14 protein-coding genes and 2 pseudogenes are annotated in these 14389 nt (G+C 63.7%); 12 read left to right on the top strand and 4 right to left on the bottom strand.

Going from position 1 to position 14389, the window contains the following annotated elements:
* A pseudogene (locus ATE67_RS19040) lies at positions 1–196 on the bottom strand (ATP-binding protein); the annotation flags it as partial.
* A gap of 46 nt (positions 197–242) precedes the next feature.
* Between ATE67_RS19040 and ATE67_RS19035 the strand changes: the two are divergent.
* Both ATE67_RS19035 and ATE67_RS19030 read left to right on the top strand, forming a co-directional pair.
* Positions 243–638: a cupredoxin domain-containing protein gene (locus tag ATE67_RS19035; protein WP_197411996.1), complete on the top strand. Its 396-nt coding sequence runs from the start codon at positions 243–245 to the stop codon at positions 636–638.
* A 248-nt stretch (positions 639–886) separates the two neighbouring features.
* Positions 887–3031: a TonB-dependent receptor gene (locus ATE67_RS19030; protein ID WP_231728233.1), complete on the top strand. Its 2145-nt coding sequence runs from the start codon at positions 887–889 to the stop codon at positions 3029–3031.
* A gap of 611 nt (positions 3032–3642) precedes the next feature.
* Here ATE67_RS19030 and ATE67_RS21515 read toward each other — a convergent pair.
* The gene (locus ATE67_RS21515) at positions 3643–3972 is read right to left on the bottom strand and encodes a hypothetical protein (RefSeq protein ID WP_125458964.1); all 330 of its coding nucleotides are present in this window, start codon (positions 3970–3972) and stop codon (positions 3643–3645) included.
* Between the two features lie 952 nt (positions 3973–4924).
* Here ATE67_RS21515 and ATE67_RS19015 point away from each other — a divergent pair.
* From ATE67_RS19015 to ATE67_RS18980, 8 genes are all read left to right on the top strand, one after another.
* A complete protein-coding gene (locus tag ATE67_RS19015) occupies positions 4925–5215 on the top strand; it encodes a hypothetical protein (protein ID WP_231727568.1) in 291 nt (96 codons plus the stop codon).
* A gap of 20 nt (positions 5216–5235) precedes the next feature.
* A complete protein-coding gene (locus tag ATE67_RS19010) occupies positions 5236–5655 on the top strand; it encodes a periplasmic heavy metal sensor (protein WP_030541565.1) in 420 nt (139 codons plus the stop codon).
* On the top strand, positions 5652–6224 hold the full coding sequence (locus tag ATE67_RS19005; RefSeq protein ID WP_004212943.1) for an RNA polymerase sigma factor: 573 nt from the start codon (positions 5652–5654) through the stop codon (positions 6222–6224). The genes ATE67_RS19010 and ATE67_RS19005 overlap by 4 nt, the downstream gene beginning before the upstream one ends.
* A gap of 91 nt (positions 6225–6315) precedes the next feature.
* Positions 6316–8322 carry a copper resistance system multicopper oxidase gene (locus ATE67_RS19000; RefSeq protein ID WP_030541566.1) on the top strand — a complete coding sequence of 669 codons (2007 nt, stop codon included), beginning with the start codon at positions 6316–6318 and terminating at the stop codon, positions 8320–8322.
* Entirely contained in the window at positions 8312–9625 is a 1314-nt protein-coding gene (locus tag ATE67_RS18995) for a copper resistance protein B (RefSeq protein ID WP_058818200.1), read from the top strand. The genes ATE67_RS19000 and ATE67_RS18995 overlap by 11 nt, the downstream gene beginning before the upstream one ends.
* 20 nt (positions 9626–9645) lie before the next feature.
* Positions 9646–10056 (top strand): DUF305 domain-containing protein, encoded by a 411-nt coding sequence (locus tag ATE67_RS18990; protein WP_405053484.1) that lies wholly within the window; start codon positions 9646–9648, stop codon positions 10054–10056.
* 61 nt (positions 10057–10117) lie between these two features.
* Complete coding sequence (locus tag ATE67_RS18985) at positions 10118–10567, top strand: DUF411 domain-containing protein (RefSeq protein WP_046407136.1); 450 nt, start codon at positions 10118–10120, stop codon at positions 10565–10567.
* A 367-nt stretch (positions 10568–10934) separates the two neighbouring features.
* Complete coding sequence (locus ATE67_RS18980) at positions 10935–11471, top strand: DUF2231 domain-containing protein (protein ID WP_030541569.1); 537 nt, start codon at positions 10935–10937, stop codon at positions 11469–11471.
* A 212-nt stretch (positions 11472–11683) separates the two neighbouring features.
* On the opposite strand, the pseudogene ATE67_RS21935 reads toward ATE67_RS18980, so the two are convergent.
* Positions 11684–11809, bottom strand: a pseudogene (locus tag ATE67_RS21935) (DUF305 domain-containing protein); the annotation flags it as partial.
* Between the two features lie 24 nt (positions 11810–11833).
* Entirely contained in the window at positions 11834–12817 is a 984-nt protein-coding gene (locus ATE67_RS18975; protein ID WP_231728232.1) for an NAD(P)/FAD-dependent oxidoreductase, read from the bottom strand.
* Between the two features lie 223 nt (positions 12818–13040).
* On the opposite strand from ATE67_RS18975, the gene copC reads away from it, so the two are divergent.
* Both copC and copD read left to right on the top strand, forming a co-directional pair.
* Positions 13041–13409, top strand: coding sequence for a copper homeostasis periplasmic binding protein CopC (gene copC, locus ATE67_RS18970; RefSeq protein WP_030541571.1), 369 nt, complete (start codon positions 13041–13043; stop codon positions 13407–13409).
* Positions 13410–13413: 4 nt separating this feature from the next.
* A complete protein-coding gene (gene copD / locus ATE67_RS18965; RefSeq protein ID WP_058818198.1) occupies positions 13414–14340 on the top strand; it encodes a copper homeostasis membrane protein CopD in 927 nt (308 codons plus the stop codon).
* Positions 14341–14389: the final 49 nt, after the last annotated feature.

Below are 14389 nucleotides of genomic sequence, written 5' to 3'. Positions count from 1 at the left end.
GAGCGAGGTTCGTGGTGATGATGACGCTGGTCCGCTCATAAAGCTTGCTGATGAGGTGGAACAGCAACTGCCCTCCCGAGCGGGCGAACGGCAGATATCCAAGCTCGTCGAGCACGATCAGGTCGAGCCGCGACAGCTGCGCCGCCAGGGTCCCGCCTTTGCCGATCCGGGTCTCCTCTTCGAGGCGTGTCACCACCTGCGGCTCAATCCGTGCTATGATACGCTTGTAATGGGGATGTTCGATGCGCTCGCTAAGCCTCGCTGTTTGCGGCCTTCTTCTCGCGGGGCCTGGCTTTGCTCAATCGCCGAACTGGTTGAACGCCCGGACGATCGAAATCGACATGAAGAATTTCGCTTTCGTTCCAGCCACGATCACGCTTCAACGCGGTGCTCCCTACCGCTTGCGCTTTGTTAACACGGCAGGGGGCGGCCACAATTTTGTCGCCAAGGCCTTTTTCGAGCAAGCCACTATTGACCCTGCCAGCCGGTCGACGATCAACAAGGGTGAGGTCGATCTGGGAGGCGGAGAAAGCGGGGACGTGCGCCTGGTTGTCAACCGGATCGGAACCTACGACGTGCATTGTTCGCACTTCATGCACTCGATTTTCGGCATGAAAGGCAAGATCGTCGTCCGGTGAGCGTCACTGGCTCGGCTCTCTTCCATGTCATGGCTGAGGACGTTCGGCGTAATGCAACGGCAAAGCCAACTCAGGCTCTGATAAGTGATCTCGTCGGGCTTCGTAACATTGCCGTAGTCCGTTTCGCTGGCCTCATATTTTAGAGAGCAAGCCAACGGGCCCGACAGCGACCACCCCGAAGGGCTATTGCGACGCACTCTCAAATCATCTATTGCGTTGGTTGAGAAAGATTCGCAAAAGGGCTGACTGTGAGAAATCTTGGTATCGGAACTGTGCTCGGCTTCGGGCTGCTCACCGTCCCGGCAATGGCCCAGGACCAGCTGCTATCGGGACCCGGCAGCACATCGCAAACGATCATCGTGACCGGCGTCCGGGACGGCTATCAGGTCGATGCGAGCAGCACCGCCACCCGCACACCGACCGATCTCAACGACGTCCCGCAAGCGGTCTCGATTATCACCGAGGCGCAAATCGACGACCAGGCGATGCGTTCGATCGCCGACGTGCTGCGCTATGTCCCCGGCGCGGTGATCTCTCAAGGTGAGGGCCACCGCGATCAGATCATCCTGCGCGGGAACAGCAGCACCGCAGACTTCTTCGTCGATGGCTTGCGGGACGACGTGCAATATTATCGCGGCCTCTACAATGCAGAGAGGATCGAGGTTCTGAAAGGTCCCAACGCGATGATCTTCGGGCGCGGCGGCGGCGGGGGCGTAATCAACCGCGTCACCAAGCGCCCTGTCGCCAACGCCTTCATCAGCGGCAGCGGTTCGGCGGACACATATGGCGCATGGTATGTCGACGCCGACATCAGTCAGCCACTCAGCGAGTCCGTCTCCACCCGGATGAACGCCGTTTACGAGGAGTTCCGAAACAATCGCGACTTCTATGACGGGCGCCGGGTTGCGATCAACCCGACCGTCGCGCTCTCGCTCGGCGGTGCGACTCGGATCGATCTGGGCTTCGAATATAACAGCGACAAGCGAACGATCGACCGAGGCGTCCCCTCGGCCGTTCAGGGCTCGCTGACGAGCCCGTCACGCCCGCTCACCGGCGCCCGCGACACCTTCTTCGGTGTGCCGGGATTCAACGTCAGCGATTTCGAGGCCAAGGTCCTGAATGGGCGCGTCGAGCACCGCTTCAGCGACAATCTGACCCTGACCAGTCGGGTCCTGTATGGTGATTACGACAAGCTCTATCGGAACGCCTTTCCGGTCACCCCGGTCACGTCGCGCGGCGGCGTCCAGAGCGTCGGCCTCGAAGCGTATAGCGATCCCACGACACGCAAGAACCTGCTCAACCAGAACGACCTTGTTTGGAGGGTCACCACTGGACCCGTCCGCCACGTGCTGCTCGCTGGCTTCGAAATTAGCGACCAGCGCACGCGCAACCAGCGGATCAACGGCTTTTTCGGGGGTGGTGATATCGTCAACGGGGGGCGGCGCGTCTTTGTCGGGTTGGCCGACCCGATCACGGTGCCGCCGGTCACGCTGCGCACCACTCCCAATACCGGCTACCGGTCAATCCGCACGAACGCCGACGCCGCCGCCTTCTATGTGCAGGACCAGATCTCGATCGGCGACCATGTCGATCTGATCGGCGGCGTTCGCCGCGACCGCTTCACGCTTAACGTCGACGACCTGGTTGCCGGGCAGAGCTATCGCCGGACCGACACGCTTTGGTCTCCCCGAGTGGGCGTGGTGCTCAAGCCGGTGCAACCTGTCTCGATATACGCCAGCTATAGCCGGTCCTTCCTGCCGCAGTCGGGGGATCAATTCTCATCGCTCGATGTCACCAGCGCCGCGCTGGAGCCGGAGAGGTTCGACAATTACGAGCTTGGCCTCAAATGGGATATCCGCCCGACGCTGAACCTGACCGCCGCCATCTACCAGCTTGACCGCACCAACACCCGCGCGGCCGACCCCAATGACCCCGCACGGACGGTGCTCACGGGCGCGCAGCGCAGCAAAGGGCTCGAACTCGGCCTTAGCGGCGCGATCACACCCCAGTGGCAGATCAGCGCGGGCTATGCGCTGCAGGACGCGACAATTCGCAAAACGACGAGTGCCGCCCCGGCCGGGCGCGAGGTTCCGCTGGTTCCCAAACAGCAGGCTTCGCTGTGGACCCGCTACGACCTCACCCCTCGCCTTGGGGCCGGGGTCGGGGTCTATCACCAGTCGAGGAGCTTCACGTCCATCAGCAACACCGCCATCCTGCCCGCCTTCACCCGCGTCGATGCCGCCGCATTCTTCAAGCTCACCCCCCAGATCGAGGCGCAAATCAACGTCGAGAACCTCCTCAACAGCAACTATTTCTCGTCCGCCTACAACGACAACAACATCATGCCCGGTGCGCCGATGACAGTGCGAGCGACGGTTAGAATGAGCTTTTAGACAAGGCGCCGGAGAGATGGATGTGAACACAGAGCGCGTAATCGAAGGCGCTGTGACGGGCGCGGCGGGGTTGGTGGCCTCGTGGGTAATGTCCGAGTTCCACGAAGCCTGGAAAGCCGCTTCGGGCGATAGGGATGTCGGAGACGAGCCCAACACCGTCAAGGTGGCCGACGCTGTAACGGAAGCTACCGTAGGGAAACCGGTACCGGAGGGATATCGTGAGCCTGCGGGAGCAGCTGTTCATTACGGCTTTGGGGTGTTTCTCGGCGCTCTCTCGGAGCCGCGGTGGAGGTTCGCCCAGAGACCAGCGCTGGGTTCGGAACCGCCTACGGAGCGGCGGTGTCGCTGGTCGCCGACGAGATGGCGATGCCGGCGTTGGGCTTTAGTCCCCCCGCTTCGGAGGTCGCGGCTTCGACGCACCTGCGCGGCTTTGTCTCGCACCTAGTTTTCGGCGTGGCTCTCGAAGTGGCGCGGAGGCTCCTAATTGCGGGTGTCAGAGCAAAGATTGCCTAAAGCCGCACGCCCGCGACCTTCTCCGTACTCTTGCGTGTCAGACGCGTTGTCACTCTTCAGAAGTGACAACGGCGCGGTGGCCCGCGCCGTTGTGCATCCTAGTGGTTGTAACCATGCTCGTTGTACCGGCGCGCGTCGCGACGCGCATGACGTACTTCCCGGCGGTAGTCCCGACGGGCGTGCCGGTTCGAGGCGTAGCCATAGTTGCCGTAATTGGAATAACCGTTACCGTAACTGCTATGCCCTTGGCCTTGGTAAGAGCCGTAACTTCGGCCGTGACCCTGCGGTTCAACATAGCCATAGCCTTGGCTGTAGTAGCTCTGGTTCTGATACCCATGGCCGTTGGATTGGCCGGCATGGGCCGGCGGTTCGGCGAGGGCCGGTGCGGCTACGATGAGTGCCAATCCGGCGATCGCGAGCTTGAACATGTTCCTTCTCCACAACTACGCTCGTCGTACCGCGAGTGGCCGATCGGGCTGGAGAGATGTGTGCGCCGAACGTGCTGAACCGGGTTTGAATAGTCTCGGCAGCTCGCGTGAAGACGGGACGGAAGCACCTTACGCCGGGAACTCGTCTCAGCTCGGAAGTCGAAGCTTACCAGGCGCGCGGAGCCGTCCGCGGCACCCTTTTGCCCCTTTCCCCCATATCCTAAGCCGTTTCCCTCTCGCTGTCCTGCGGGCTTAAAGTCGGCTCCGCGGTCCGGCTTATGTACCTGATCCGGTGGCGGGCACCGGACGGGCTTTCCAGAGTCTTCGGGACAAACCCAGGCTGAGCACGACGGCGAATGCCGCCAGAACGCCGGGAAAGACGAACGACGCGACCCTCACCGTCAGGCCGGACTCTAGCTCCAGCTGGAGGAAAAGACGGCGGTCAGGGCATTTGAAATGTGGGGCGTCAAGGATTGCTCGGGCGCTTTTCGCAGGGTAAGTGCCGTCCCCTCAACGAGCTACCAGGCTCGACTCGGTGACGCGCTCATCCGTGCCCGCGCAATTTGAACGCTAACGTCATCGGAAATAGCAAACATCGCGCCGTCGCCCCAGCCCGTTCACTGGCCTCAGGCCGGCCTTGGGGGTGGGTTGATATCAAGGCGTGGCCGCCCGATTGGGCCGCCCTCATCGTTCTGAACGGGGGTTCTGCGACGGCGAGGCCGCGGAACCGCATCGATTGCCGGTCTGCGTGTCATCCGACCGATTTTGACCTCCCATAAAACAGGGAATTCGAACAGCGGGACGCGTTTGCCCGGCCTGTCTAGCGAGCTGCCAGCGATTGGACGCAATGGAAGAGTGCGCAGCCGCGTCCGGGGGGTGTGTGACATTCGCTCGCTTCGGACTCGAGGGGTGTTCACCGGCCGTGCGTAATGGATGTGAGGACGGCGGAGGAATGAACATGGACATGAATTTAGACAGCGCGTTGCGCCGCCTTGCCGAGCAACCGCTTCATCCACGGCTTGCTGAACTGGAAGGCGATGTCATGCGGTTGATCGCGGCGGAGCGGCGCGCGGGCGGCGGAGTTACGCTGCGATCCGGCATGCTGGCAGCGCTAGGCGCAGTCGCCTTGGGAGTGGTGGGCGGCGGATTGTCGTCCGCAGCGACGACTGCGCAGGTGCCGACGCTAACACCCTTCGGGCCTGCCATGCCGCTAGCGCCTTCGACCTTACTCGCGTTCCAGTGACGAGCGGCGCCCGGAGGACGATGCTGATCGCCATCGTCGCGTTCGTGGCGGCGGTCGCAGGCGTGTGGGCTGGACGTGAGTTATTCCCCTCCCCGCCAAGCCCGGGCGTTGAGCTTCACAGCTTGCTCCACGACGGGCTCGAGCTGGACGAAGCTCAACAGACCAAGCTCCAGATGCTGGAGTCTCACTTCACCGTTCGAAGGCGTGCCTTGGAGCTGGAACTCAGAGCCGACAACGCCCGGCTCGCCGCCGCCATCGAGGCCGAACATGGTAACGGGCCGCAGGTCGCGGCCGCCGTCGATCGTTCGCACGGCGCGATGGGTGAGCTCCAGAAGGAGACGTTGAACCATATGTTCGCGATGCGGCAGATCCTGCGGCCCGACCAGGCGAGGACGTTTGACCGCGCGGTGGTGAAGGCGCTGACCGCAGACGCGCGGTGAGCCTTGATCTCGCGGCCTGCACGGACGGCGAACTCGCCGCCTTGACGCTCGCCGGACGTCAGGCTGCGTTCGCTGAGATCATGCGGCGGCACCAAAGACCGGTCTACCGCCTGATCCGCTCGCATATCGGCGACGCCGAAGAGGCGCTTGACCTCACTCAGGAATGCTTCGTGGCCGCCTTTCAGAACTTGCGAAAGTATGACGGAGATCGGCCGCTCGCTGCGTGGCTGACCCGCGTGGCGATCAACAAGAGCCGCGACTGGCACAGGCGGCGGCGCATACGCCAGATACTATCGTTCGCCTCTTCGCTGCCGCCCGACACCATGGAGAGTGAGCGGGACGAGGCGCCGGGTGCCGACGCCATCACCTTCGATCGCGCAGAGCTCGCGCGGCTTTCGCGCGCGGTGTCCGAGCTGCCGGCCACGCTCAAGGAGACGCTTTTGCTGCGGACCGTGGAGGGCTTGTCCCAGGCGGAAACCGCCGCCGCGCTGGGGATCAGCGGAAAGGCCGTGGAGACGCGGCTCCGGCGTGCGCGTGAAAGATTATCGAAAATTCTCGACTTCGCGTGAGGGGATGAGCCTATTTGCGCGTAATGAAAGATAAGGTCGGCGCCCCCCCCCGCCGCCGGCCGCAAGCATTGAACTGGAGCGAAGGAAAGGCATGAGCCGCAATCTAAACCGGCGCGACGTAATGCGCGGAACCGCCATGCTTGGCGGCACGCTGGCCATGTCGGCCTACCTGCCGGCTTGGGCGCAACCTGTGTCGCGCGGCATCGCCAGGCCCCTGCCGACCGTGTCGGGCACAAACATCGCGCTGACGATCGACAGGATGAAGCTCGTCATGGACGGGATCACGACGCCGGCAATCGGCGTCAACGGCACCGTGCCCGCACCGCTCGTCCGCCTCCAGGAGGGCCAGAACGTCCGTCTCGCAGTGACCAACAATCTCGACGAGGATAGCTCGATTCACTGGCACGGGCTCATTCTGCCGTTCCAAATGGACGGCGTGCCCGGCATCAGCTTCCCTGGCATCAAGGCGCGTTCGACCTTCGTATACGAATTCCCGATCTTGCAGTCGGGCACCTACTGGTATCACAGCCATTCGGGCGAACAGGAGCAGGCAGGGCTCTACGGACCCATCGTGATTGATCCGGCCGGTGCCGACCCGATCGCGTTCGACCGCGAGCATGTGATCGTCCTCTCCGACCATAGCGAAATGACGGGCGAGGAAATTTTCCGCAAGCTCAAGCAGATGGGCGGCGCCTATTTCAACTATCAGCGCCCGACGCTGAGCGGGCTGCTCGCCGGCCGCGAGATGCGCCTCAAGGATCGGATGGAATGGGGCAAGATGCGCATGGACCCGGCCGATATTGCGGATGTTACGGGGTCGACCTACACCTTCCTCGTCAATGGCTTTGGCCCTTACGACAACTGGACGGGCCTCTTCCGACCGGGCGAGCGGGTTCGGCTGCGCATCGTCAATGCTGCGGCGCAAACCAACTTCAACGTGCGCATCCCTGACTTGCCGATGACGGTGGTGCAGGCCGACGGCCAGAACGTCCGGCCGGTAACCGTGGACGAATTCCAGATCGGCGTCGCGGAAACCTTCGACGTGATCGTGACGCCCGAGGACCGCGCCTACAGCTTCGTTTCCGAGGCGATCGACCGATCCGGCATGGGGCGCGCGACACTGGCCCCGCGCGAGGGCATGATCGCCCCGGTCCCGCCGCTCCGCCCGCGCACGTTGCTGACCATGACCGACATGGGCATGGACATGAGCGGGATGGAGGGGATGTCCGGTATGGCGGACGAGAACCCGGTCGCAAAGCGCGGGCCGGATCCCACGTTGATGCAGAATGCCTCGCGCAACCTGTGGAAGCTCACCGGGTGGAAAGAGCCCACCGATCACGGAACGAAGGCGGTAGGCGCTGCGATGGCCGGCATGGCTGGGATGGGGGGCGACCAGATGAGCGGCGCTATGCCAGGGATGGACCATAGCCAAATGGCGGCGGGCGCTGCCGGGATGGCGGGCATGGACCATGGTCAGATGAGCAGCGGCGGCATGGCCGGGATGGATCATGGGTCAGGCGGCAGCATGGACATGAACATGCGCAACCCCAAGAACGCGCCCGGCGTCAAGATGGGGCCGGGAGTGCAGACCATCTCGCCGATGCCGAAGGACCGCACGGGCGAGCCGCCGCAGGGGCTGGAGGACGCGGATCATCGCGTGCTCACTTATCGCGATCTTGTCGCGCTCGACCGCAACCCGGACGTTCGCGCCCCGTCGCGTCAGTTGGAGATCCACCTGACGGGCAATATGGAGCGCTACATGTGGGGCTTTGACGGCCAGAAGATGAGCGACCCTGCCGACCCCATCCCGTTCCGCAAGGACGAGCGCGCGCGCGTCACCCTGGTCAATGACACGATGATGCCGCACCCAATTCATTTGCACGGCCACTTCTTCGAGCTGGTGACCGGACATGGCGACTTCGCGCCTCGCAAGCACACGGTGAATGTGGCGCCCGGCGGTAAGATGACATTCGACGTAACGGCCGATGCGCCCGGCGACTGGGCGTTCCACTGCCACAATCTTTATCACATGACCGCGGGGATGATGCGTGTCGTGACGGTTCGCCCGATGGGCGAGGAGAACCGCGATGCAGCCTAAGTTCCTCTTGATCGCTGGCGGCGCGGCACTTGGCCTCGCAAGTCCGGTGGCCGCGCAGATGGACCATTCCAATATGCCGGGCATGAAGATGCCGCCGTCAAATACGCCAGCGGTGAAAAAGCCGGCCGCTAAAAAGCCGGCCGCCAAGAAGCCCGCAGCGACCAAGCCCGTCGCGCGCAAAGCGTCCCCAAAGCCCGCCGCTAGATCGACACCGCCCGCGAAAACGGGATCGGGGGCCAAGCCCGCTGCGAATCAGCCCGCCAAGCCTCCGGCCCCTGCAACGATCGTTGCCGATCCTCACGCCGGTCATGACATGACGACCATGCCGGGCATGAATACGCCTGGAGCCAACCCCAACCCCAATACCGCGCACGACATGTCGGCCATGCCAAGTGCCTCCGGCGGTGCCGCCTCCGGCCAGCCAAGCACCAGGCAAGGCATGGACCATGGATCGATGCCGGGAATGGGCCAGAGTTCGGGCGCGATGCAAGGCATGCCGGGACACGACATGGGAAGCATGCCCTCAGCCACGGGCGCGGCGATGATCGGCACCAACCTGCAGGCCGGCACCGCTCCGCCGCCGCCCATCCCGACGGATCGGGCCGCGGACCAGGTCTACTCTGCCGCTGCCATGGCGCATTCGCAGCAGCATCTGCGGTCGATGCACGGCGGGCAGAATTTCTCCCAGGTCATATTCAATCTGGCTGAAGTCCAGATCCGGGACGGTCGCGATGGTTACCGGTGGGACGGCAGTGCCTGGTATGGGGGTGATATCAACCGGCTGGTGCTCAAGACCGAGGGCGAAGGGAATATCGGGGGAAGTCTGGAAGCGGCGGAGGTACAGGCGCTTTATTCGCGCGCCATTGGCCCATACACCGATATACAGCTTGGCGTCCGCTACGATTTCAAGCCCAACCCCTCGCGCGTCTATGCGTCGGTCGGCTTCGAAACGCTGGCACCCGGCTTCTTCGATGTCGAGGGCGCGCTATTCCTGTCCAACAAGGGCGACCTGCTCGGGCGCCTGGAAGGCTATTACGATCAGCGGATCACGCAGCGGCTAGTCCTTCAGCCCCGCGCCGAATTAAACTTCGCCGCGCAGGACGTGCCGGAAATCGGCATCGGCTCAGGCCTTTCCACGGCCGAACTCGGTCTGCGTCTCCGCTACGAGATCAGGCGCGAGTTCGCGCCCTATGTGGGCATATCGTACGACCGCAGCTTCGGGGACACGGCTCGCTTCGCACGCGCCGAAGGCCAGGGGGCGGCGTCGACCAGCCTAGTTCTGGGCATTCGCACATGGTTTTGAGGCCGACTAGTCTTGTCGGGTTGGCTGAGGTCAAGAAGGAGAAGTCGATGTTCAAGACAGTAACACTTCTGGCTCTGGCCGCGACGTCGGCGAGCCCCGCTTTGGCTCAGCAGCAGATGCAGGGCATGGACCATTCGAAAATGCAAGGCATGAACCACGACAACATGCCTGGCATGAACACGCCTTTCATGCCCGCCGAAATGGCGATGCACGAAAAGATGATGAAGGCCAAGGGCGCTAATGCGAGCGAGACGTGGGTCCGCAAGATGATCGAGCATCACCGCGGTGCGATCGCCATGTCGCAGATCGTTCTCCGGGAGTCGCCCGATGCGAAGACCCGGCAAATGGCCCAGAAATCGATTGCCGAGCAGAACAAGAGCATCGGTGAACTCCAGGCGATGCTCCGGTCGATGGGCAAGCGTCCTCAGTAATAAGCCTCGTTCCTCCCGCCCCCAGCGAGGAGACGGGAGGAACGACCAAGGAGATTTTTCCATGAAGTCAGCGTTGCGATTTGCGCTTACTGCCGCAGCCTTGTTGGTTCCGGTTGCCGCCAGCGCGGCTACCCCGATCGTTATGCACCGCGACCCCGGCTGCGGCTGTTGCGCCAAGTGGGCGGCGCAGGTGCAGCAGCAGCTCGGCCGTCAGGTGCGCGTCGTCGATGATCCCAACCGCCCGGCGCTGCAGAAGCGCGCGGGCGTTCCCGCGGACGTCTCGTCCTGCCACACCGCAATCGCCGATGGCATCGCTTTCGAGGGCCACGTGCCGATCGCCGACATGAAGCGGGCTCTTTCGACCCGGCCCAAGGGCGTGCGAGGCCTCGCGGTCGGCGGCATGCCGTTCGGCTCGCCAGGAATGGAAGTGCCGGGCGTCAAGGCGCAAGCCTATGACGTGGTCGCCTTTGGTCCCAGCGGCCGCCGCCTGTTCGCCCGCCACGGCAGCTGATCGGTCGATGTTTTTTGGCGGAGTGGCATGACGCGGTCGCCGCAGCCAGCGTAGCTGTGGCGTCCAGTCCGTCTTGAAGAGCAGACGGAAAGTTTCACAAAGGAAGCTGGGCAGGTGAGGGAAGAAGGCGCGGCGTGCGTAAACTGGATTGAAACAACACGGTTCAAGGGGTTGGGTGATGGGCGGTAAACGAGGCGGGGCTTTCGCTCTACTCCTTGCGGTTGCAATCTCAGTAAGCACGTCGGCATCGGCGCACGAAGATCACGATGCGCTCGGGGCCGGTCCCGGGCCGGCCGCTAGCAGCGCAGCCGAGACGCAGAAAGCAGATGGGGCGGACGCTGGCGACGGCCACATGGGCATGGGCTCTATGTCGACCGTGGACATGAACATGGGCGGCCGCGACATCGCCGGCGACGACATGGACATGGGCGGCATGCACGAGGAGACCGCCAACAAGAACAAGACTTTCGGCGAACGGCTTGTGAGCTGGCTGGGCCGGGTGCATACCATGGTCATTCATTTTCCCATCGCCCTGTTCATCGGTGCGTTCGGGGTGGAGCTGTTCGGGTTGTGGCGCCGCAACCGGGATTATCAGCATGTCGCACACATAATGCTGGTCGTCGGCGCGCTGGGAGCGATCGTGGCGGCGTTCCTGGGCTGGTTCGCAGGCGGGTTCTACCTGACCGACCGCAACCCTATCCTGATGACGCATCGCTGGCTCGGGACATCGATCGCGGTCTTCGGCGTCGCGCTGGCTTGGATGGCAGCGCGCCACCGCAAGGGTCCCGAGCGGTCGCGGTCGTTGTATTGGGCGGTGCTTGGCCTGATGACACTCGCGATCTCAATCCAGGGGTTCCTCGGCGGAACCTTCATGCACGGCGGAATAAACCACTTGGCGTTCTGAGGGGCCCCGACGCTTAGTAGCCGGTCGCGTGTTGGCGCGCTGCGAAGGAGAATGCGACGAAATGCGGCAGCGCCGACCTTCGTGCCGTAGGCCTTTTCAAGCATAGCGTCGGATGCCGCCGGCGAGCCCGGCCCCGCTAGGGCGTGTCGAGCAACCCCCGACGCTGGTAATAGCACACTGTCTCGATGCACTCCCGCGCAAGCCTCGGGATCGTGGTGCGGGATCATCGAACGGAGGAAGGCCGTGTCGCCGATCGTCGTGTGGATACGAATAAGCGCGAAGCAGCCGAAGAAGATGACAAGCGAGCCGGCGATCAGCGCTTTGTTGGCGGCTTTCGCTCGGTGCACCGCCAGTGGCTCCCACTACGTCGGCGGTACGCTCCGAGCGGGATACAGCCCGGCGATGGCGGACGACAATCCGCTGTCGCGGTCGCGCAACAGATTATGGATTGCAGTCGCAGCGATTGCCGCTTGCCCGGCTGCGACGCTGATCTGATCGAGCCCTTCTACTACGTCGCCGACTGCGTACACGCCATCAACCGAGGTTTGTTGGTGGGCATCGGTCAGCACGCACCCTAATTTGCTGAGCTTCGCGCCCAGCAAAGTGGCAAGCCGCGTCCGAGGCGACGAGCCGAGCGCAGGGTAAAGCGTGTCGAATTGCAGCTCCAGGCCATTGGCCAACCGCACCTCGACACAGTCGCCAAGACGCAGCTGCTCGACAGGCGAGGGGGCGACATCGATGCCCTGCTGGTTCAGCTTGGCAAGTTCGGTCGGCCCGAGATCGAGCGAGCGCTCAGCCAGAAGCGTGACCTTGGCCCCATAAGCCCTCAGGAATTCAGCTTCTTCAGCGCCATGACCACTGCCGCCGAGCACCGCCACGTTCATCCGCCGGGCCTCATAACCATCGCAGATCGGACAATAGCGGAGAAGCCCACGCGCCACGCCGATGTCATGCATCGCATCGGGCATCTCGGGACGCCGGTTGAGGACACCGGTCGCGAGGACAACGGTCCGCGCGCGCAAGATGTTCAGTTCGCAGGTTGCCGAGAAGTGGTCGCCTAAGGCGACAATTGCGTCGATCTCACCGCTCTGGACCGTACCGCCATATTCGCGCAGCTGAGCCTGCAATCGCGCAAGAAACGCGACGCCGGAAATGCCTCCGGGAAATCCTGGCAGGTTGCGCGAGTGCGGGATGGAGGCGACGCGCCCTGCCGCCGCGTCATAGACGACGCAGCTCCTGAGAAACCGCGACAGATAGATCGCGGTCATGAGGCCCGCTGGACCGCCGCCCACAATCAGACAGTCGATGACCTCCTCGGGGTCGCCCGTCCAGCCTTGATCGGTCAATCGCAACCTCATCATTACCCCGCGCATGCGCCCGTCCAGGCCCGCGGCCACAGTTCGTCTCGAGAGGAGACGCGGTGAAAAGCGCCCCATGCTCCCTTCTGAATACGCGCCGCCACCGCCGGCCCCTCATCGAGAGCGGTGCGTCGGCACGAAAAAGATCGTGAGGGGTGACCCGCCCGGCTGCGTAATACAGGTGAACCCAATCGAAATGGAGATTACCCTGATGCGTCGCTTGTTCATCACGACTGCCGCCGCAGCCTTATTCTTCGCAGGCGGCGTGGCGAACGCGCACCCGAAGCTGGTGTCCTCCAGCCCCGCCGCCAACGCGGCCGTCGCGACCCCCGAGAAGATCAGCCTTCAGTTCAGCGAGAAACTCGTGCCGGCTTTCTCCAAGGCCGACCTTACCATGGCAGCGATGCCGGGCATGGCGGCCATGAAAATGCCCAGCAGCGCCGCAGTCGGCGCCGATGGCCGGACGCTCACCATCACCCCGAAGCAGCGCCTCCCGCGTGGGCGCTACAGCGTCGGCTGGCAGGTCGTCTCTAGCGATACACACAAAATCACCGGCAGCTACAATTTCACGGTGAAGTGAGCGAATGCTCGACTGGCCGACCGTCGCCATCCGCTTGGCGTTGTACCTGGTCCTGGCGGCGCTGTTCGGCCTGTCGGCCTTCAGCCTCTACGGCCTTCGCCTTGGCGAGCGCGATGATGCAATCGCGCTGCGGCCTTGGCTCACGGCAAGCGCGGCGCTCGGGTTGCTTCTCTCGGCCGCTGGCCTGATCCTCATGGCCTCGGCGATGGCCGGATCTCCGTTCTGGCCGATCGATCAGGCTGCTGCGGCCGCGCTGCTCGGAGGGTCGGCGGTTGGCACCGCCTGGAAGGTGCGTATGGTGGCGCTCGTCATCGCCGGCGGTGCAGCCCTGCTGGCGCGAGGCAGAGCATCATGGCTGGCTATGGCCATGATTGCGGCAGCCGCGGCATTGGCGACACTCGCGTGGAACGGGCATGGTGCCGCGAGCGAGGGAAGCACGGGATGGCTTCACCTCACTGCGGACATCCTCCATCTCCTTGCTGCCGGTCTGTGGGTCGGGGCGCTGTTCGGATTGCTTCTCCTGATGGCGCGGCGCGCCGAGGAGATCGATGCTGCGCACCTTCGGCTGACCCATCGCGCCCTGCACGGGTTTGGCTCCGTTGGTACGCTCGTTGTTGTTACCCTGGTGGTAACTGGTTTGATCAACAGCTGGCTGCTCGTCGGCCCAGCCAATTTCGCGGCCTTGGGGACGACGCTCTACGGCCTGCTGCTGCTCGCCAAGCTGGTTTTGTTCGCAGCGATGCTGGGGCTCGCTTCGCTCAATCGGTTCCGCCTCACGCCGGCCTTCGAGCGCTCGATTGCCATGAACGACCATGGCGGGGCGCTTACGGCGCTGCGGGTCAGCCTTGCGGTCGAGACAGCCTGCGTGATCGGCATCCTGGCGCTCGTGGCATGGCTAGGCACCCTCGCGCCACCCGCGTCGGGCATGTAAGCGCTATGGACCAACCGTCCACGCAAGCGCCGCTCAGGCCTTCCACCTT

Origin of the sequence: Sphingopyxis sp. H050 (assembly GCF_001468265.1) — a bacterium.
In the GTDB taxonomy this organism is placed as follows: Bacteria; Pseudomonadota; Alphaproteobacteria; order Sphingomonadales; family Sphingomonadaceae; genus Sphingopyxis.
The sequence above is the reverse complement of the archived record's forward strand: the minus strand, read 5'-3'. Positions and strand labels throughout refer to the sequence as shown.